25 protein-coding genes are annotated in these 20500 nt (G+C 39.2%); 24 read left to right on the top strand and 1 reads right to left on the bottom strand.

The annotated features are described in order from the left end of the window. Positions 1–72 precede the first annotated feature (72 nt). From V6C17_RS06290 to V6C17_RS06220, 16 genes are all read left to right on the top strand, one after another. A complete protein-coding gene (locus V6C17_RS06290) occupies positions 73–711 on the top strand; it encodes a GNAT family N-acetyltransferase (RefSeq protein ID WP_333521695.1) in 639 nt (212 codons plus the stop codon). Beyond that, a complete protein-coding gene (locus tag V6C17_RS06285; protein WP_333521694.1) occupies positions 711–1538 on the top strand; it encodes a polysaccharide deacetylase family protein in 828 nt (275 codons plus the stop codon). The genes V6C17_RS06290 and V6C17_RS06285 overlap by 1 nt, the downstream gene beginning before the upstream one ends. Next, positions 1535–2095, top strand: a complete 561-nt coding sequence (pth, locus tag V6C17_RS06280; protein WP_333521693.1) for an aminoacyl-tRNA hydrolase — start codon at positions 1535–1537, stop codon at positions 2093–2095. The genes V6C17_RS06285 and pth overlap by 4 nt, the downstream gene beginning before the upstream one ends. A gap of 184 nt (positions 2096–2279) precedes the next feature. After that, positions 2280–2906, top strand: a complete 627-nt coding sequence (locus V6C17_RS06275; RefSeq protein WP_333521692.1) for a GyrI-like domain-containing protein — start codon at positions 2280–2282, stop codon at positions 2904–2906. Positions 2907–3208: 302 nt separating this feature from the next. Further along, on the top strand, positions 3209–3781 hold the full coding sequence (locus tag V6C17_RS06270) for a TetR/AcrR family transcriptional regulator (RefSeq protein ID WP_333521691.1): 573 nt from the start codon (positions 3209–3211) through the stop codon (positions 3779–3781). A gap of 38 nt (positions 3782–3819) precedes the next feature. After that, positions 3820–5937, top strand: coding sequence for an AMP-binding protein (locus tag V6C17_RS06265; protein WP_333521690.1), 2118 nt, complete (start codon positions 3820–3822; stop codon positions 5935–5937). Beyond that, positions 5927–7090 (top strand): lysophospholipid transporter LplT, encoded by a 1164-nt coding sequence (gene lplT / locus V6C17_RS06260; protein ID WP_333521689.1) that lies wholly within the window; start codon positions 5927–5929, stop codon positions 7088–7090. The genes V6C17_RS06265 and lplT overlap by 11 nt, the downstream gene beginning before the upstream one ends. 185 nt (positions 7091–7275) lie before the next feature. Next, a complete protein-coding gene (locus V6C17_RS06255) occupies positions 7276–8178 on the top strand; it encodes a sensor domain-containing diguanylate cyclase (RefSeq protein WP_333521688.1) in 903 nt (300 codons plus the stop codon). 192 nt (positions 8179–8370) lie between these two features. Further along, positions 8371–8784, top strand: coding sequence for a hypothetical protein (locus V6C17_RS06250; protein ID WP_333521687.1), 414 nt, complete (start codon positions 8371–8373; stop codon positions 8782–8784). 141 nt (positions 8785–8925) lie between these two features. Next, on the top strand, positions 8926–9195 hold the full coding sequence (locus V6C17_RS06245; RefSeq protein WP_333521686.1) for a hypothetical protein: 270 nt from the start codon (positions 8926–8928) through the stop codon (positions 9193–9195). Positions 9196–9314: 119 nt separating this feature from the next. After that, positions 9315–9755: a hypothetical protein gene (locus V6C17_RS06240; protein WP_333521685.1), complete on the top strand. Its 441-nt coding sequence runs from the start codon at positions 9315–9317 to the stop codon at positions 9753–9755. A 75-nt stretch (positions 9756–9830) separates the two neighbouring features. Further along, on the top strand, positions 9831–10169 hold the full coding sequence (locus tag V6C17_RS06235; RefSeq protein WP_333521684.1) for a hypothetical protein: 339 nt from the start codon (positions 9831–9833) through the stop codon (positions 10167–10169). Positions 10170–10441: 272 nt separating this feature from the next. Further along, positions 10442–10768 (top strand): hypothetical protein, encoded by a 327-nt coding sequence (locus tag V6C17_RS06230; protein WP_333521683.1) that lies wholly within the window; start codon positions 10442–10444, stop codon positions 10766–10768. 274 nt (positions 10769–11042) lie between these two features. After that, on the top strand, positions 11043–11531 hold the full coding sequence (locus V6C17_RS06225; RefSeq protein WP_333521682.1) for a hypothetical protein: 489 nt from the start codon (positions 11043–11045) through the stop codon (positions 11529–11531). Positions 11532–11543: 12 nt separating this feature from the next. Next, the gene (locus V6C17_RS15965; RefSeq protein WP_442891455.1) at positions 11544–11675 is read left to right on the top strand and encodes a glycohydrolase toxin TNT-related protein; all 132 of its coding nucleotides are present in this window, start codon (positions 11544–11546) and stop codon (positions 11673–11675) included. Between the two features lie 55 nt (positions 11676–11730). Beyond that, positions 11731–11976: a hypothetical protein gene (locus V6C17_RS06220; RefSeq protein ID WP_333521681.1), complete on the top strand. Its 246-nt coding sequence runs from the start codon at positions 11731–11733 to the stop codon at positions 11974–11976. 308 nt (positions 11977–12284) lie between these two features. Here V6C17_RS06220 and V6C17_RS06215 read toward each other — a convergent pair whose 3' ends face one another. Then, positions 12285–13148 (bottom strand): methyl-accepting chemotaxis protein, encoded by an 864-nt coding sequence (locus tag V6C17_RS06215; RefSeq protein ID WP_333521680.1) that lies wholly within the window; start codon positions 13146–13148, stop codon positions 12285–12287. Positions 13149–13371: 223 nt separating this feature from the next. Between V6C17_RS06215 and V6C17_RS06210 the strand changes: the two genes are divergently transcribed. The 8 genes from V6C17_RS06210 (at position 13372) to V6C17_RS06175 (ending at position 20355) form a co-directional block, all read left to right on the top strand. Then, positions 13372–14616 carry a radical SAM protein gene (locus V6C17_RS06210; RefSeq protein ID WP_333521679.1) on the top strand — a complete coding sequence of 415 codons (1245 nt, stop codon included), beginning with the start codon at positions 13372–13374 and terminating at the stop codon, positions 14614–14616. 127 nt (positions 14617–14743) lie between these two features. Then, a complete protein-coding gene (gene rpmE / locus V6C17_RS06205; RefSeq protein WP_333521678.1) occupies positions 14744–14944 on the top strand; it encodes a 50S ribosomal protein L31 in 201 nt (66 codons plus the stop codon). A 189-nt stretch (positions 14945–15133) separates the two neighbouring features. Continuing rightward, a complete protein-coding gene (locus V6C17_RS06200; protein ID WP_333521677.1) occupies positions 15134–16006 on the top strand; it encodes a DUF1385 domain-containing protein in 873 nt (290 codons plus the stop codon). 44 nt (positions 16007–16050) lie between these two features. Next, positions 16051–17118: a peptide chain release factor 1 gene (prfA, locus tag V6C17_RS06195; protein WP_333521676.1), complete on the top strand. Its 1068-nt coding sequence runs from the start codon at positions 16051–16053 to the stop codon at positions 17116–17118. Between the two features lies 1 nt (position 17119). Further along, a complete protein-coding gene (gene prmC, locus V6C17_RS06190) occupies positions 17120–17986 on the top strand; it encodes a peptide chain release factor N(5)-glutamine methyltransferase (protein ID WP_333521675.1) in 867 nt (288 codons plus the stop codon). 15 nt (positions 17987–18001) lie between these two features. Continuing rightward, positions 18002–19048 carry an L-threonylcarbamoyladenylate synthase gene (locus tag V6C17_RS06185; protein WP_333521674.1) on the top strand — a complete coding sequence of 349 codons (1047 nt, stop codon included), beginning with the start codon at positions 18002–18004 and terminating at the stop codon, positions 19046–19048. A gap of 56 nt (positions 19049–19104) precedes the next feature. After that, positions 19105–19704, top strand: coding sequence for a manganese efflux pump MntP (locus tag V6C17_RS06180; RefSeq protein ID WP_333521673.1), 600 nt, complete (start codon positions 19105–19107; stop codon positions 19702–19704). Positions 19705–19884: 180 nt separating this feature from the next. Further along, positions 19885–20355, top strand: coding sequence for a low molecular weight protein arginine phosphatase (locus V6C17_RS06175; RefSeq protein ID WP_333521672.1), 471 nt, complete (start codon positions 19885–19887; stop codon positions 20353–20355). Positions 20356–20500: the final 145 nt, after the last annotated feature.

The following is a 20500-nucleotide window of genomic DNA, read 5'->3' as shown; positions in this document are numbered from 1 at the left end:
TTTGTGTTAAACCATCCGTCCCCATGTTTTAAAAATCAGAAGCCTATGATATAATCCAATGAGGTGAGCAATGTGTCCTGTCAGACATTAATCGATCGGGCAAACCCTAGTGATATTCCAGCAATTGCCGCCGTTTTTACTGAGAGCTTTAAAGAAAGTGTACTGCATCATTGTGGGCGGCTGCCCAAGCCACAAGCTATGCAGGATGTTTTTACTTTGGTTTATGAAGCTGAGCCGGAAGCTGCCTTAGTGGCACGTAATGAGGCAGGGGAAGTTGTTGGTTACTGCTTTGCTCCTACCGCGCTGCCAAAGTTATGGAGTACTGCCGTTATGGGTGGTCATATTTTTAAGTGGGCATGGCGCTGGCTAACGGGGAAGTACGGCTTTGGGCTGTATCCAGTTAAAGTAATAGTATTAAACAAGCTTTCTTTCTTAGGTTCATCCTTTGTTCCTTCCAAATCTGCTAACGCCAGGATTCTTTCAATAGCTGTATCCGAAGTCTGCCGAGGGCAAGGTATTGCTAGTAAATTAATGAATGAGGCCCTAATTTATTTTAGTCAGCGAAAAGCAAATCGGGTGAGGCTCGAAGTTCGCCCTGATAATGCGGCAGCAATTAAAGTTTATGATAGAATGGGATTTTATCCTGGTGGCTATACAACAGATTCTCAGGGCCAATGGCTAATAATGTTTAAAGAAATGGAGCAAAAATAATGTTTGACATCAACATGCGCCTTACCAGCATGCTTGGTTTGCTTACCATAATTATTATCTTTGCCTTGGTTTTAGATTACCTTCGAGTCCTCAGGCGTCCTGTTCGTCTAGGCTTATATATAGCTATTATTGGTATTGTTTGTGGAGTAGGGCTTACTCTAAGTGCCGTATTGCCAGAGAACCATTTTTTCGGACGGGTGTTTTCACAGATTGACACAACACAAAAGGTTGTTGCGATAACCTTTGATGATGGTCCATATCCGCCTTATACTGACCAAATACTTGATGTCTTAAAAGAAAATAATGTTCGGGCTACTTTTTTCGTAGTTGGAAAAAACGTCGATAGGCATCCTGAATTAATGAAACGTATACACGATGAAGGCCACCAGATTGGAAACCATACGTATAACCATATTGATTTATTAAAGGCTGATCGAGACATGGTTATTTCCGAAATCGTAAAAACCAATAAGGCAATATCTTCAGTTACGGGGATAAAACCACATATTGTTCGACCGCCGCATGGCTTTCGTGATCCTGTAGTTTTAGAAGTAATGGCAGAGCAAGGATTAAAAGTAGTTGAGTGGTCAGTGATGAGCCGAGACTGGACTAATCCTGGGGTGGAAGTAATAGCTAATCGAGTAATTAGCAAAGCGCAAAATGGATCGGTTATACTGCTTCACGATGGCGACGGTATAGCTAATCAGGCATCAAGAGCTCAGACTGTGGAAGCAACAAGGCTTATAATAAAGCAGCTTTTAGCTGAAGGATATACCTTTGTAACTGTAGATGAGATTTTAGCTAAAGCGGAGGAAAAGAATAAGTGAAAATAGTTGTTGGACTGGGTAATCCTGGTCAAGAATATAGTGCAACCCGCCATAATGTAGGGTTTTTAGTAATTGATGAAATGGCTCGTCGCTGGGGTATCAGCAGCTGGCGCAACAAATTTGACGCCGAGATAGCTGAGTATCGAAGCGGCGGTGAACAGGTTCTACTTGTAAAGCCGCAGACTTATATGAACTTGAGTGGAACAGCGGTAGGGGCATTAGCGAGATGGCATAAAGTGCCTGTTGAGGACATTATTGTTATTTATGATGATATGGATCTTGCTGTAGGGCGGCTTCGGCTCCGCACCAAAGGGAGCTCAGGTGGGCATCGCGGAATTGAGTCGCTGCTCAGCCATCTTGGCAAGGATAGTTTTACTCGTGTTCGTGTAGGTATAAGTCGGCCTCCTGCTGGGTGGACTGTAAATAACTTTGTATTGAGCCGTTTTACAGATGAAGAAGAACCGTTAATAAAAGAGGCAATTACTCGTTCAGCTGAGGCAATTGAGTGTGTGATTGCACAAGGGTTGACAAAAGCAATGAATACGTTTAGCAAGTAGAGTCAGGTAAACCTGGCTCTCTTATTTTCTTGCGCAATTTAGTGTAAGTCGGCGAGGGAGGTGTTTTATTAACGCTCCAACGCTTATACTTGCTAATACGTGCTTTCGTCCACTCTAATCATGTCTCGGTAGATACATTAAAAGCAATATAACCCTAACCCAAAATAAAAAAGGAGACAGCTAAATGAAATACGAATGGAAAAAACATGAAAAAAATTTATATCTCCCTAAGCAAATTCCTGAAATAATTACAATCCCCAAGCAAAAATTTTTTATGTTAAAGGGAAAAGGAAATCCAAACAGTGATTCTTTCTCAGAAAGGATAGGTGTCCTTTACTCATTAGCTTATGCCGTTCGAATGATGCCAAAGCAGGGGTATATTCCTGAAGGTTATTTTGAGTACACGGTGTATCCATTAGAAGGACTGTGGGATTTAACAGAAGAAGGAAAGAAGTCTGTAACATTTAACAAAAATGAATTGCTATACACTATCATGATTAGACAACCTGATTTTGTCACAGTGGACGTTGCAAACAAAGCATTTGAGAACGTAAGGAAAAAGAAGCCACATCTCTTACTAGATGATGTGAAATTTGAAACGCTTGAAGATGGATTATCGGTACAAATGCTTCATTTAGGTTCATACGATGATGAACCACAGAGTTTTAAAATAATGAATGATTTTATAGCGAACAATAACCTTGTAAAAAGCTCTTTAATCCATAGAGAAATCTATCTTTCAGACGCGAGAAAGGTTCAACCAGATAAACTAAAAACCGTTCTGAGGTATTTGGTTAAGCCAGTAGTATAAAAATTACATCTTACACCCATTCTTTAAAAATGAATATCATCACGAATACCTTGTATTCCATAAACAGCAACAGTTATTGCGAACAGAGCCTATAATAAAGCACCTCCCTTGCCTATTATGGATAGTCTATTTTTGCCTTTATAGCCATAAGAATGTCGCTTTTTCTTTTAAAACATAACTCCGTAACCATCCGCGAACTCTGCGTACTCTGCGGATAGAAAACCATGCTGAAACAATCTCTTGACAATGCAGCAGACATTTTATAAACTTAGGTTAACGAATGTTAACTTGAGGGTGATTATATGAAATGCTTACATATGCAGGATGGGAAAAAAGGGGATTTGCTAAAGGCGGCGTTGGAGCTGTTCTCGGAAAAAGGATATGATGCAGTATCGGTTAGGGATATTGCAAAAGCCGCTGGGGTATCTGAAGCGGCGTTATATAAGCATTATAAGGGTAAAGAAGATATGGCGTTATATATTTTTTCAGCAATAATTGAGGATTATACAAATCGACTGCATGGAATTGATGCAATGCCACTTACGTCTGTTGATAAATTGTGCCGTATTGCTGAAGTAACCTATGACCTATATGAGCATAACCCCGCCGAAATAAAGCTGACATTACTTTCACAATATATATTTTGGGATAAGGTACCGGAGAGTATAAAACCGCATTTTGTAATTAAAGGTGTCATTCAAAGCGGTATGGATAATGGAGAGTTTCCAAGGCAGGAAGTCTACTTACTGATTAGTATATTTACTGGCATTATGCTGCAACCGCTGTCCCAGTATCAGTACTTTTATGATGTTTTGCCAGAGTTTAATGATATTAAAAGAGAAATTTGCCGTACCATACGTAAGGTGTTCTCCTAAGTAGGGAATAAGCAAAAATAGCTATGGGAGGAAATGTCATGAGATGGCTTATCAGGTTGGTGCTTCAACTCTTTTTTCGGACAAATTACATAGGTAAAGAAAGATTGGCTTTTTCAGGACCAACGATAATACTGCCTAATCACGTATCCTTCTTAGACGCAGTTTTTCTATATGCGTATTTGCCTGCTAATACTTGCTTTGTTATAAATACTGCGATTGCTAAAAAAATCAGTTTTGTGCTGAAATACGTTGATTATGTTGCTGTTGATCCATTAAATCCTTATTCACTAAAGAAAATTGTCAGTGTCATTAGAAACGGGCAGCCAGTTGTACTATTTCCTGAAGGACGGATTACCACAACAGGCAACCTCATGAAAATTTACAGCGGCGTTGGATTTATTGCTCTAAAAACAGGGGCAGCAGTACTTCCAGTGATTTTTTCCGGACTTGAATACTCGAAGTTTTCACGTATCAAAGATAAGGTTAAATCCTATTGGTTTCCTCAAGTAACGATGTATATTAATAACTTTGTTCATCTGAATGCAGACAGCAGTAAGAGTTTTAAACTGCAGAAAAAAGAAGTAAGCGATAAAATACTAACACTGCTTCAGAATGCAAAATTTGCAGCACTGCAAGCAAAGAACTCTAACAGCAATATTTTCAATGAAATGATTGAAGCTGGTGAGCTTCATAGTATGTCAAAGACGATGGCTTCTGATATAAGTGGATCAATATCATACCGCAAAGCTTTAATAGGCGGCTATACTTTAGGGCAGCGGCTGAGAAAGAGTCTTAAAGAGGAAGAAAATGTAGCTATTCTTCTGCCTAACTCTATCGGTCACCTCATAACCCTGCTTAGTCTTTGCTACATTGCTAAAACGCCAGCTATTTTAAACTTTAGTGCGGGTATTCAAAATAATATCGATTGTGCCCAAACGGCTAAAATCAAGTCGATACTGACTTCGCGGATTTTCATTGAAAAGGCTAATCTGAAAAATTATATTGATGAGTTAGCTGAGCATTTTCAAATTATTTATCTAGAAGATGTCAAAGAACAAATATCGGTAAAGGATAAGCTTCAAGGACTTATTAATTATTTATATCGAGCAAAAGCATATGTTTCTGCTAATCCTCGACTGATATTATTTACTAGCGGCAGTGAGAGTAAACCTAAAGGAGTTGTTCTGAGGCAAAGTAATGTTCTTGCAAATGTAAGACAAATATCTTGTGTTATAGACTATACTCCGCGGGATAAAATGCTGAATGCTTTGCCGATGTTTCATTCCTTTGGTCTGACCGCTGGAACATTATTGCCAATACTAAGCGGAATAGAGGTGTTTCTCTACCCAAGCCCTTTGCACTATAAAGTCATTCCAGAAATTGCTTATGATATAAATGCATCTATTCTATTAGGTACGCCGAGCTTTCTTCACGGATATGCAAAGTACGCGCATCACTATGATTTCTATAATATGCGGTATGTGCTTGCGGGCGGCGAGAAGGTTAAAGATGATGTGCGAAAGATATGGCAGGACAAATTTGGTATTAGAATATTTGAAGGCTACGGAACTACTGAAACATCGCCGGTATTGAGCCTCAATACACCGCTTTTTAATAAATCTGGGACGGTTGGAAAGTTTCTTCTAGGCATCGAGTGGTCGATCAGTGAGATCGAAGGAATCATCGATGGCGGAAATCTTAAGGTAAAAGGCCCGAATGTAATGGAGGGCTATCTATTATACGAACGTGGTTTTGCAGCTGCAGGCGAATGGTATGATTGCGGCGATGTTGTTAGTATAGATCAGGAAGGTTTCATTACAATTAAATCACGCTTAAAAAGATTTGCGAAAATATCTGGTGAGATGGTAAGCCTTGATGCCGTTGAGCGAGCTGCTGAACAGTGTTTTGGAACAGACCGCAACGCAGCAGTAAGTATTGCTGGCAAAAAGGGTGAAATGATTATCCTATATACGCAATCTACAGCTGCAACTAAACATAAGCTGCGGGATTTTTTCAGCCAAACAAGGTTTACAATGCTGGCTATGCCAAGCCAATTAGTGACTGTAGACAGTCTTCCCTTGTTAGGCAGTGGTAAAATTGACTACGTTGCCCTAAAAGCTGTTGCTGAAAAGGAGTACGGCAAAGATGACGTATAGTTTTTCGCCGTTAAAGGCGCTCTTGATTGCCCAATTTTTATCAGCTTTTGTTGATAACATGATACTTTTTATTGCGCAGGCTGTTATTACGAGGGATGGTTATCCTGGCTATTATTTGCCATTTGTGCAAAGTACTTTTTTAGCGGCGTATATTGTTTTATCGCCGTGGGTAGGCAGGTTTGCCGATAATAAACCAAAGGCTAGGGTTTTGATTATTGGAAACATTGTTAAAGCAGTTGGTATTATTATGCTGCTATTCAGGATGGATCCTGCGTTTAGCTATGCTGTAGTTGGAATTGGGGCTGTTATATATAGCCCGGCGAAATATGGTATTCTTCCTTTGCTGACACGCGATGAGAAACAGCTTTTGCAGGCCAATTCTAAACTTGAAAGCTTCACAATTTTTGCAATTTTAGCCGGAGCAGTTGCCGGCGGATATATGTCCGACTTATCTATTACGATGGCACTAATCCTTTGTATAATTCTTTACGGGATTTCTATAGCTGTTAATACAATCATTCCATTAGACGCTGGCAACAGATCAATTGGTTATAGTAACGCTATTGGCGATTTCGTTCGCGATATGAAAAGACTTTTCGCTGATAAAAAGTGCCACTATTCGCTTATTGGTACAGGTTCTTTTTGGATGTCATCTGCTGTCCTTAGAATGATTATATTTGCCTGGGTGCCATTAACGCTCGGGATTACTAGCGGTGGTTCAATAAGTATGATAATAGCAGTAACTGGTGTCGGCGTAGCCGTAGGAGCAATGATTACGCCCTTTATTATTACTCTTAAAAGTTATGAGCGCACAATATTGTTTGGTTTTGCCATGGGTGTTTGTATTTTGGGTTTTCTCTTTATATCTAATTTAGCGGTGACAGTCATTTTTCTACTATTAACAGGCTGTTTAGGGGGAATATATATTGTTCCAATGAATACTATCTTACAAGAGGTGGGGCATAAGACTGTAGGGACAGGAAGAACTATAGCAGTGCAAAACTTCATCGAAAATATCTTTATGTTTATAGGTGTTGGCAGTTATACTATCGCTGCCAAGATGGGTGTCTCAGTTAATTTATCATTGGCTGCTGCAGGCATTGTTTTCCTTGGTCTAGTAAGCTATCTTTGGATATTATTAAGAAAACGATAATGTTTCCTTGCGATTTTTGAGTTTAAATGAGACATTAAGTGTGAATATCTCATTTTTTGATTGAACGCTATTAGTTTAATTTGTGGTTACTTTTAGCAAAAATGTACACTTATTAAACAAGAATATGAAGGTATTGGATAATTTTGGTCGAATTGATGTGAAAAACATTTGAGGAGTGATAGTAGATGATAAAAAGTATTAGCACTAATATGCTGGAATATCTCTATGATGGACTATATATAATAGACAACGATAAGAAGATCATCTACTGGAACAGAAGCGCCGAGCAGATAACGGGATATTCTAGTAGTGAGGTTATTGGAAAAAAATATTGCTGTAATGTCCTAAGGCATGTTGATATAAATGGTAATGGACTTTGTGATACTTCATGCCCTCTGGCAGAGACATTAATGGATGGAGATGTACGAGAAGCTTCGGTCTTTCTTCAGCATAAAGCTGGTCATAGAATTCCAGTATCAATACGAGTTGTTCCTTTAAGGAATAACCGAGGTAAAGTAGTGGGTGCAGCAGAGATATTCTTTGATAATTCGAAACACGAGGAATTATCAAAGGAAATACAAGAACTTTCAGACCTAGCAATGATCGATAATCTTACAGGACTGAGAAATAGAAGATTTGCCAAAGGTTTCCTCGAAGGCAAGCTTAATGAAGTTCGCAATAGCGGCGAATCGTTTGGTGTAATGTTTTTTGACATTGATCATTTCAAATATGTAAACGATAAATATGGTCACGATTTCGGTGATAAAATACTGCAGATGGTTAGCAATACTTTGAAGTTTGGCTTAAGAAGTACCGATATAGTAGTTCGCTGGGGTGGGGAAGAAATAATTGCTATAGTCTCTGGGAAGATGCATAAAGAGAAGCTGGCTTATTTATCTGATAAATTGCGTTTATTAGTGGAAAACTCACGCATTGAATATGAGGATGATGAGTTTGTTAGTGTAACAGTATCGGTAGGAGCAACGCTTGCGTTAGCTGATGATTCGGTCGATAGTCTTGTTAAACGGGTTGACCAACTGATGTACAAAAGCAAAGCAAACGGGCGAAACTGCGTTACAATAGAATAGAAAAATGACGGGTCTCCCCGTCATTTTTTTTATTTTGATTTAGTACCCATCAAAAAGGGCTTTCAGCTGTACTAATAAAGAATAGAACTATTTATCAAAGTGAAGGGATATTTACTGATGACTACTCATAAAAGGTATATTCTGTAAAAAAGGAGAATAGTTATGATTATTTATGATTAGGGAGTTGACAGCATGGAATGGTATAAATGTAAAAGAGATATTATCGTGATAATAGCTGTCATGGTTTTGGTATTTTTCTGCGAAACAAGATTTATCGAAGTACAAAGGGAATTTTCAGACCAAGTAGAGACAACTTCTTCTTATGAAGTGCTTCTTGTGGAATGGGGATATATCACTACTGCTGTTTTTTCATTACTTGTAGCAGCATTTATACATTTAAAGCATTTTTGGCAATGGGGTATTTTGGCTCCATTTGTGATAACAAGTGTCAGAGTTATTAAGCAAATTATTTTATCATCTGAGGAAACTGCAACGGTACATGAAGTTGCAGTGGAAATAGTGCTAAATGGAGTTTTATATTTGCCATTCGTTCTTCCTTTTATGCTATTACTATACGCGGTAAGGAAAAAAATTGAGAGGAGATAGTTATTAAAAAACTAGTAGATATATTGTAACTGTATGTAGATTGCGGATAAAGATGCCCTGATTTTAGATGGTGCTACGCAGTTCGCTATTCCGAAGCAAAAGAGCTGAATTTAATTAAAAAATAATAGAATGAGGAATGTGGTGAGCGCAGTGAAGTTATGTGAACATTTGGCACCAGTACTAGTCCATGAACTGGCAAGGGGAAACGTAGTTAAAGAAATTCATGAAAATGCTTTCACCAATGCAGTAGTGGTAATTGATTTAGAAAAAACGATGGATGTAAATCAAGCAAATATACTAGTAAAGAAATTAAACTTTGTCAGTTATTTTGAGACTAGTGACTATCATTTTGAGTTACAAAGAGGTTATTTTTGTGAACATTGCAAACATGCGCTAGCTGGACCAAAGTAGAATCTGCCATGTATTTACATATCATTTTTCCTAATTCATGTGAGAAATTAAGAGAAACTGAAGCAGAGGATATAATTAGATTTAAAATTTATGAGAATTATTAAATAGGTGATAAAGAGATGAATATGGAGATATTATTTAGACGTGAATTTGGAAATCTAATTAGTAAATATAATATGAAATATTTACTAATTAGTGATAATGAATTTGCGTTAGTTGGTAGGAAGTTTGCTTTAGTTTTTCTTATACATTTAGGTGATATATTTATTCGTTATATTAATGCCAACGATCACGGAGAATTAGATGTATACAATTTTGATTCGTTTTTATTTAGTAAGTTTAATGATGTTGATAGAGAAAATATTAAAAAATCTAATACAGTTGAAGAAAAGATATCAAATGAATTACAAATTATTGCAAGGGGGCTTTTGAATCATTGGCATAATTTATTAGAGGGTGACAAAAATTGGTTGGGAGAATATTTGAAGTATCCTTTGGCGGGTAAGCCTAAAAAAGCAAACCCCCAAATTATAGATATATTCGGGGATTTGAAGAATTAGTTGTAAAGTGTAAGTATAGCAATTTTATTTTAAGATAATATTACTACTTTAATAATCGAGATATATAGGTGAGTAATGCAAAATATACGATTTGAAAACAAACAGTTGATTGTCGATGAGGAAACAATAGATTTCTCGCACAAAATAAAAGATATTAAGCTATATGAGAATCTAATATTGATATTGTTTATTGTTCCAAAAGGCGAAATAAATAACCAGAACGTTTGTGCGGTGGATATGAACAATAAAAGTATTGTTTGGAGGATACAAGAACCTGATTTTATTTACGATGATAGTCCATATACGAACTTCGAAGACCTTTCTGAGGGAATCGTAATTGGAAACTGGAATGGAATCTCATATGAAATTAACAAAAAAGATGGTAGTAGAATTCGAGGCATTCAAACCAAATGATTTATCATTTCACTGCAAAACTGACCGCACAATAATTCTGCAGCCAGTCACCCAAAATGCTCCTAGTGTTGGGCAGTACCGTTGGGAGCATTAATAACGCAACCGCCCCCTACTGCCGCTTATTGGATGCAAATTGAATAGGACAATAGTAGGCCCTCAAAAAAGATGGTGAACACCTGATGGTGATGTTCAATATGCAATAAGGATATAGATTTAATCCATCCTGGTTTGAATCTACGAGTTGAAGTAAGCGGTAAAAGGAGGGGTTCTATTTGATTAAGGCAGTTGGGAAAAAAATTGTAATTGAAAAGAACGAAATAGAGTTAGCTTTTTCTATCAGAAAAGTGTTGGAATTCGAAGATGTAATAGTTGTTCTAATGTATGATGAAACGGTTACTCCTAATAATGTTGTTGCATTTGATTACGAAGGCGAGCAATTGTGGATAATTAATGATATTTTGAAAATAAAAAAGCCAACAGGAAATATAGATATTGAAAAGACATTGGAAAATAAGCTTAATGTTTTTTCCGTCTTAGGTATAGTATATTGCGTAGATGTTGATAAAAAAGAACTTATCACGAAAAACAACCTAAGATAAGTTAGAAAAGGTTTAGAAAAAATTGCGCATTTAGGTTACCCCCTAAAATTTGAAATTTGTGTTCGATTTGCGAATTATTGCTATAGATAAGATGAAATAACGAATGTTCAGTTTTCTCTTGGGATAGACTAGATGGCTTGTATCGTGAGCGAGGGTATAACATTGCATTTCCCTCATATCGTGGACAAGGTACGAACATTGTAATATATGATTAGTTTGATGAGATACTTAATCTCCCAAATGATTAGTCCACTAGGATAATAGGAGGACGAAAATGACTATACAAAGAGAATTACCTGTTGAATTATCGGAGGGGGTATGTCAAAAGTGTGGAGATAAACGTGAGGTTTTTAATTTGTCTGGTTTTCTATATGGTGAGAGACTGTTACTTACGGAGGATGGGCAATGTTATGTTTACTTGAATTGCCTTGATGATACGGCATTTGACGAAATTAATCAAATTTTAAAGAGTATTATTGTTGATCGGAAGATGTCACATGATCAAGAAACGGAATACTTTTACAAAATATTTGGAAGCACCTGTGATTTTGTAAACAAAGCTAAAATTGATGCCACAAGGACAAAAGTGTCCTGCTTATCTTGCGGGTCAGACGAAATATCAGTAAATGAAAAATTTCCCCCAGACGTAATACGAGTAACATTACCTGTGATAACACATAGTGCGTGGGATAGTATGGACGAGCAGATGAAAAAACGTATAATTATAAATGAATTTAAAGAACGGTGTGCTATTAGTAGCTAACTAAAAGACTGAATCAAGGTCATTTCCTTATATTGGGAATCCAATGCATACCATCAATATAGAGTAGTTAAGTCTATAGAGAATGTAAGTATGGGAGAAATTGCTCCTGCCTTTAAACAGACAGGACGCGGAATCCAGTATTAACTTCCTTATTCAATTGAATACTTACTAGAAAAGGAATACTTGGAGGTATTAAATAATGAAAAAAGAAACTTTGCGAGCTATTCTACGGGAAAATAAGGTCCCTGAGCATTATTATAATCTTGATAATACAGGCGAGGTTGATCAAAGAGTTTGCCTAGATTTTGATGGCGAAACCTGGATGGTGTATTATTTCGAACGGGGAAAAATGTTTAATTTGGATAAATATCAAACAGAGGATGAAGCTTGTACTAACATATTAAACAGACTAGTTAAAGAAAACCGATTGTCTAATATAATGTAAAAACTACCTACAAAAAATAATGGTTAATGCAAGGTATAATGGATGATTTTGCACTTAACTATTCGATAATTAAATATTTGCGATTAATCCAGCCTCAGTAACAGGCGTGGTTTTTGAAAAATATTTTTGAATATGTATTATACCGTACTGTTAGTCAACGGACAAAAATGTATACTAAGAGATACTTGCATTAGCAACGTCACATGAGAAAGATTGCACAATGGTAAAGTAAATATAACTGAAAGAGTCCGCAGACGGATAGTCTGCGGACTCTTTTTTGCTTTCTAAGTAAATTGGTTGCACTAATTTTAAAAACTACAGGAAACATCTTTGCATTTTTGGTCGGCATTAAGTTCTGCCGCCATTTGAGCCAGTTTTGCTGACATTTCTAATAGATCTTGGCTTTGTCCAGTAAGCTTTTCGATGGTTTGAGCTTGATGTTGATTTACTGAGTCTATTTGTGTTATTTCATGTGTAATCTTCTGAATAGAATCGCTTATGCGCTTTAGTGTAGTAGTGATTTGAGCAGCCGAGCTTGAGCTGTTAACAGCAAGCTTTCGAACCTCTTCGGCTACTACTCCGAAGCCTCTGCCTTGCTCACCGACTCTTGCCGCCTCGATTGCCGCGTTTAATCCCAACAGATTTGTTTGGCTTGCAACATTTTTTATAAAATTGATAACTGAGTCGGTTTCACTGACCTCTTTATTAGCTTGAACAGCTAGATCTTTCAAATATTGACCGCTGGCGGCCAGTTCTTCGGCTTGTGCTAGAATAGACTGTAATGATGATGAAAGGACATTGGCGGAGTTTGAAAGGTGACCTGCAGCATCCTGTAGAACCTCTTTACGTTCCAGTGATTCATGTACTGCGACAGCGCCCAATATTTTTCCTGCGCTATCGGTAATTGGCATACTGATGGCAATATAAGGAATTCCATATACTTCCTTGGATACTTCTACCACGACGCGAGTGCGTTTTTGCATTGCCTGGTGTACTGCTGCACCAGTTTTAATTTTTTCACCAGCAACAACCTGATGTTGTAATTCAGGGATAGAATAGGATACCAGCCATTTTTCATGGTCGCTCACTACCATGCCAACTTTACCGCTCAAAAGCTGAGGAATATACTTTGACACTTGTACGAATGAATCTAATAATGAAGTTTCAGCCATTCTAGTCACATCCTTTTGACTTCTCAGTAGTATAAGTGGGTATATTCGCTATGTGATCGGTATAAACCTACCAAATTTGTAATATTTATGAAAATAATTCCACTTTTTACAAGAAATGCATTAATCAAATCAATTCATGTCTTGCAGCAGTGTTTATGGTATTAATTCGTGGTATAATATCATATTGCGGAATATGTACTATCTATAATGGAGATGATTGTGATTGTTAACAGCCCTATATGCTGATAAAAATGGAGAAATATATGATGCCCCGGGTTATGCGGCAGCTGGTCGGATTGGTAAAGATACTCTGCTTTTGACAGTGGAAGATTTAATTCCTATGCCTGAGGGCGCGGAGCTGATGTATTTACCGGGCCGCAGTTCAATTGGTGCAAAAGATGGACAAATAATGTCAATAGCGGATGATTTAACAGCTGTAGCGGCCGTTTTACCGGTCGGCTATACACGCACTCATCTGCCAGCCTTTAAGAGTATCCAGTCTGCGCCGCAGTTGCCGCTGTATGGATATACTGCAGTTGCATTATATCAAGATCAATTATATGTAGCGGCTGTACCAAGTGATAATAACGCTAAATGGCATCCGTATAACTACAATACGCCGGAGATAAAGAAACTAGTTAAGAGAGTTAAAAAGGATTTACCCGGGAATCGAATTGTAGAGCAGGTAGCTGGCTGTTCTTTGAAGTGGCACTGCTGTACAGCGCAGAATTTATTTTACCGCCGTTGGGAAGCTGGGATACCAACTTCACCGGCCTGCAATGCTAACTGTTTTGGCTGTATTTCACTGCAGCCGTCAGAATGCTGTCCGTCGCCGCAAAGCCGGATTAACTTCATACCAACCGCCGAAGAAATTGCTGAGGTGGGTATTTATCATCTAAGTAATGCTCCGGAAGCAATTATCAGTTTCGGACAAGGTTGTGAAGGCGAACCTTCCCTTGCTGCCGACAATATTGCTGCAGGTATCGGGTTAATCCGCAGTCAGACAAAGCTAGGTCAGATTAATATCAATACAAACGCCGGCTATACAAAGGGAATTAAAAAAATAGTTGATGCTGGCCTTGATACTATGAGGGTAAGTATAATAAGTGCAAGACCTGAGGTTTATCAGGCCTACTATCGTTCAGATTATACGCTGGATGATGTAAAGGCTTCAATCAGATATGCTAAGGAAAAAGGTATTTATGTATCCCTTAATATGCTGTCTTTTCCGGGCCTGAATGATCGACCAGAGGAAGTCGCAGCCTGGGTAGATTTTCTGTCTGAGACTGGCGTTGATATGATTCAATTGCGTAATCTCAATGTTGATCCTGATGCATTTCTGGCCATTATGCCAGATCAGCATAATAAGCCAGTAGGAGTAAGAAAGTTTGTAAGTGTGCTGCAAGATAAATTTCCTAGTATTACCATTGGCAGTTTCAGCCATTATGTCGCTAAAAGTGGGGAATAATTGTTGCGAAACATATTACGGTATGCTATAATTGTCTGGTAGTAAACCTAAGTGGCTTTATCTAATGCCCGAGGCATTTAAAAATATTAAAACCCTGCCGCTCGGGGTACAAAGTGAGGTGCAAGAAATGAAAGAAAAAATTCATCCAGCTTATAATGGTGAAGCGAAAGTAATCTGCGGTTGCGGTAACACTTTTACTACTGGTTCAATTAAAAAAGAACTACGTGTAGATGTATGCTCCAAGTGCCATCCGTTCTTTACTGGCCAGCAACGTAATATTGCAGCCGGCGGACGTATTGAGAAATTCAATAAACGTTACGCAAAATAAGTTAAATGGTCAGCAGAGCAGACATGCTCTGCTTCATTTATATTTAGGGATTTTTGAACCGCAAATGCGCAAAGGCCGCAAAGGGGAACGGAAACCTAGCGCGATAATAATCGCGCCAGTATTTTGCGCGTACCCTTTGCGTTTTTGCGCATTTGCGGTTATTTTTTAATTTAAAAAGGGGGGAATACCGTGAAACCAAAGGTTACTATTGGTGGTCAGGCTGTCATCGAAGGAGTAATGATGCGCGGACCTGGACATATTGCGACAGCGGTGCGTGAACCATCCGGCAGCATTACTGTAAAAAAAGAAGTACTAACCTCGATTACTGAACGGTATCCTATCCTAAAAAAGCCAATGCTGCGAGGGGTTGTCGCGCTAGGTGAATCGCTTATTCATGGTCTTAAGGCTTTGTCTTTTTCGGCGCAGGCGGCCGGTGAAGAGGGAGAAGAATTGTCAGATAAAGAAATAGCAATGACTATGTGCTTTTCATTAGGGTTAGCTGTTCTTTTATTTGTTATAATTCCGACCTATGCGGCAAAATATATACACAGTACAATTACTGATCCGCGCCTATTGAATCTTGCTGAGGGTGTACTCAGAATGGTGATTTTCTTTGCCTATATATTTGCTATATCCCGAATGAAAGACATTCAGAGAGTCTTTCAATACCATGGAGCGGAACATAAAACTATCCATGCATATGAAGCAGGATTACCTTTAACTGTTGAAAACGTTCGCGGTTTTAGTACACTGCATCCAAGGTGCGGTACCGCATTTTTGTTAATAGTTATGATAGTTAGCATTATAATGTTTGCCTTCTTAGGCTGGCCGGATTTATGGCTCAGAATTTTATCCCGGATTGTATTAATGCCTGTAGTAGCTGGACTTTCTTATGAAATAATCAGATTTGCCGGCCGCAGTGACAATAGCGTAGTAGCGTGGGCAATGGCTCCCGGCTTATGGCTGCAGCATCTTACTACCCGTGAACCCAGCGATGACCAGATCGAAGTAGCTATTAGGGCTTTGGAAGAAGTTAGACCAGAAGAGCCAGTAACGACTTAATAATAATAATAGATTCCAGCTTTATTTTGTAATGAGGTGAAAGTGTGCTTAACAAACTGCAGGCAGTTGAAGATAAATATATGGAACTAGAGTCACTTATAAGCGATCCGGCGGTTATGGCGGACATGAAAGAGTGGCAAAAATATACTAGAGAACACGCGAAACTTTCCGAAATTGTCGCCAAGTATCGCGAGTACAAACAAGTTCAACAGGCTTTAAAAGAAGCGCGGGAGATGCTTAAAGAAAAGCTTGATGCAGATTTTCGGGAAATGGTTGAAGCAGAATTTTCCGAAATGAAAGAGAAAAATGCCAAGTTAGAAGAGGAACTTCCAATTCTTCTTCTGCCAAAAGATCCGAATGATGATAAAAGTGTTATCGTTGAGATTCGCGGCGGAGCCGGAGGCGATGAAGCTGCATTATTTGCCGGTGACTTATTTAGGATGTATATGCGTTTTGCTGAAGCTCAAGGCTGGCGTACTGAAATGCTAGATTCAAACCCTACCGGATTAGGCGGCTTTAAAGAAGTAGTATTTGTAATTGACGGTTACGGTGCTTACAGCAAACTTAAATATGAGAGCGGTGTACATCGTGTTCAGCGCGTACCAGCAACTGAATCCAGCGGACGTATTCATACTTCTACCGTTACGGTAGCTGTTCTTCCTGAAGCTGAAGATGTTGATATTGATGTTAATCAAAACGATCTAAGGATTGATACGTACTGTGCGAGCGGTGCTGGCGGTCAGCACGTTAATAAGACTGAATCAGCTGTTAGAATTACGCACTTACCAACAGGAGTTGTGGTTCAGTGTCAGGATGAAAAATCCCAGCTCAAAAATCGTGATAAAGCAATGCGGGTTTTAAGAGCTAAATTGCTTGAACTTGCTGAAGAACAGCAGCGGGCAGAAGTTGCTGAAAACCGCAAAAGTCAGGTTGGGACAGGTGACCGCAGTGAGCGTATTAGAACATATAACTTTCCTCAAGGCCGAGTTACCGACCATAGAGTAGGACTAACGCTGCACAAACTTGACTTTGTTTTAAATGGCGATATCGAAGAACTAATAACAGCACTAGTTACCGCTGATCAAAGTGAAAAACTTAAACAGGTTGAATAAAATGAGCAAAGAGAATGAAGTTTGGACTATTGGCAGTATTTTAAAATGGACTGGGCAGTACTTTGGCGAAAAAGGCGTGGAAAATCCACGCCTTGATGCGGAGGTACTGCTTTCCCATATTTTGCATAAGGAACGAATTCAATTGTATGTCCATTTTGATCAGCCGCTGCAGCAGCATGAGCTTATGGCTTTTAGAGAAGCTGTTAAGAAAAGAGCGGCACGGCTGCCTGTTGCTTATATAACAGGTCATAAAGAATTTATGGGTCTGGATTTTTGCGTAACTCCGGCAGTACTTATCCCTCGGCCTGATACCGAAGTGTTAGTCGAAGCAGCGCTGAAAAGATTGAAAGATACTGATCAGCCAGAGATCTTAGACATCGGGACAGGCAGCGGTGCCATTGTTGTGTCTGTATTGGCCAATATTATCACGGCACGGGGAACAGCAGTGGATATATCCGAAAAGGCTCTAGCAATTGCTAAAGTAAATGCTGAGAAAAATAATGTTGCCGAAAGATTACAGTTTTATCAAGGGGATATTTATCAGCCAGTTCAGGGCCGCATATACGACGCCATTTTGTCTAACCCTCCCTATATTCCAAATGAGGATATCAGCACACTAGCACCTGAAGTTAGACAGGAGCCAGCGTTAGCTTTGGCAGGAGGTCAAGATGGGCTTGATTTTTATCGCCGAATTATAAATGATGCCTCAAAGTACTTAAAGCCAGGCGGTTTTATAGCTTTAGAGGTAGGTATTCATCAAGCGAGACCAGTAGCTTCATTAGCTGAAAGTATTTCGGAGTTAAGCTTTGACAGCATTATTTCAGACTATGGCGGTATTGAAAGAGTTGTAATACTTAAGAGGAAATAGATCAGGAGGTGCGCAGTGCAAACCCAGTACTTTCATGTCAACAAAGATAAGCCTGATACTAGCATCCTAGCACAGGCGGCCGTAATAATTAAGCAGGGCGGTCTAGTAGCATTTCCGACTGAGACAGTTTATGGTCTTGCTGCTAACGGTCTTGATGAGAGAGCGGTTTCGGGAATATATCAAGCCAAAGGTCGGCCCTCTGATAATCCGCTGATCTTGCATATAGCTGATTATTGCGAATTAGCGAAGCTTGCAAGCAGTATTCCGCTAAATGCTAAAGTTCTAATAGAGAAATTTTGGCCGGGTCCGCTGACTATTGTCTTAAAAAGAACCCAGGCTATTCCTAATATTGTGACAGGCGGATTAGATACAGTTGCAATACGTATGCCTGATTCGACAGTTGCCCGTGAGTTAATACGCTTATCGGGAGTACCTTTGGCTGCTCCTAGCGCTAACACCTCTGGTCGTCCAAGCCCAACAACGGCTGAAGCCGTTCTAGCTGATTTAGCTGGTAAAATAGGAGCTGTAATTGACGCTGGGCCTTCTAATATTGGCGTTGAATCAACAGTTGTAGATTGTACTACACCTGTTCCGACACTTTTGCGTCCAGGCGGCGTTACATTAGAAATGCTTATTGAAGTGCTGGGAGATATTGAAATTGACCCGGCGCTAGGCTGTGAAAATACTGTTCCTAAATCGCCTGGTATGAAGTATGCCCATTATGCTCCAAATGCGCCAATGTATTTGCTGGAGGGAGAAAACTCAAGTCAGATTGATAGACTGCAAAGAGAAATAAAGCATCATGCTGTGCAAGGCAAAAAGATAGGCGCTATTGTAAGCAGTGAAACGGCAAGGCTGCTGCCTGATAACGTACTGGCTGCTGACTATGGTTCGCGTACCTCGTTAGAACAAGTGGCCGCAAACCTTTATTCTGCCCTGCGTAAATTTGATACAGATCCGGTTGATATAATTTTTGCCGAAGGCGTTGCTGAAACTGGTTTGGGACTGGCAGTAATGAACCGTCTGCGTAAAGCGAGTGCTTATCGAATTATAAAGGTTTAGATCGGTGTATATCCCTTCAACAATGTTCATATACATTAGGAGCGGAGGTGAGGGGATTGGGCGGAATTGAATTATTTGTATTAAGCCTAGCTTTAGGTACTGATTTGTTTTCAGTAGCAATTCCTATTGGGATGAACAGAGTTCGTCGAATGATAATTTTACGGGCCGCGATAGTATTTGCCGTTTTTCATATCATAATGATTTTAGCCGGCTATCATTTTGGACATTGGCTGGGCAATGTAGTTGAAAATTTAGGTAGTCATCATAGTGATTGTCCAACTTTGGTTATGGAAAACTGGGCTAGTATTCTAGGAGCGCTTGTTCTGACCGGACTTGGTATACATATGATTAAAGAAAACCTGTCTGGAGACTCAAAAGAAGCTGGCAGCAGTCATCCCCTCAAGGGTTTGGCTCTATTGGTTTTAGCAACAAGTGTAAGCATCGATGCGTTGGCGGCGGGATTTAGTTTAGGCATGATGGATGTAGATTTACTTAAACTGAGTGTTATTCTTGGTGTAGTAATTTTTTGTATTGCAATTGCAGGACTTGGTCTTGGTCGAAAAGCTGGCCGCTACTTAGGTGAAAAGTCCGAATTGGTGGGTGGAGCTGTACTGATATTTTTAGGTCTGCACATTTTGTGGCATACGTTAGCATGAGGTGCCAGCTTTAAAACCATTCATTTCAGATGCCTTGAATAAATTAAAAGAATTAGCCGCTTAAGCTCGCAAGTTAGGAGTATAAAGCGGCTTTGCTGCTTTTTGCGTACTTTTAGATATGATGATGCTGTGATAGAATTGATTTAGTATTGACATACTACTGTTGTTGGAGGAAAGTGTATGCTGCGAGTTTTGTTTGTATGTACAGGAAATACCTGCCGCAGTCCAATGGCTGAGGCTTTACTTAGAGAAAAAATCAGGCAGAATGGATTGCTTGACAAAATACTAGTTCTATCTGCGGGAGTTGCCGCAGGCGGAGAATTTCCGGCATCAGCGGGAGCTGTTATGGCAATGAGAATCAAAAGTATTGATGTTACTAAGCATTATTCTAGACAATTACAGCCAGAGTATGTCGAGGCAGCTGATCTGGTTCTTACTATGACTGAAAACCATAAAAGAGCAATTCTTAATTATCTTCCTGCCGCTCGAAACAAGGTTTACACATTAGCTGAATTTGCAGGCGGGTCAAGTCAGGTAGCTGATCCTTACGGCGGAAGTAATGCCGTTTATCAGGCTTGTGCGGAGCAAATTGAACAGCTCATTGATAAGGCTTGGGGAAAAATTGTTGATTTAGCAGGAGAAAAGGTTTAAAATAACGAAAAGTAAGTGGGATATGCGCGTAACCGTTTTTAATAGGACGGCTAGTGAGCATACATATTAACGCTCCAACGCTGGCGCTGACTTACGCTTATAATAAGTATGCTCGCTAGCCTGCTTTAGCAAAAATAGCAGTTTT

It is taken from the genome of Dendrosporobacter sp. 1207_IL3150, from assembly GCF_036763085.1.
GTDB lineage: Bacteria > Bacillota > Negativicutes > DSM-1736 > Dendrosporobacteraceae > JBAIYU01.
Note: the sequence above shows the minus strand (reverse complement) of the source record. Positions and strands in the feature narration are given on the sequence as shown.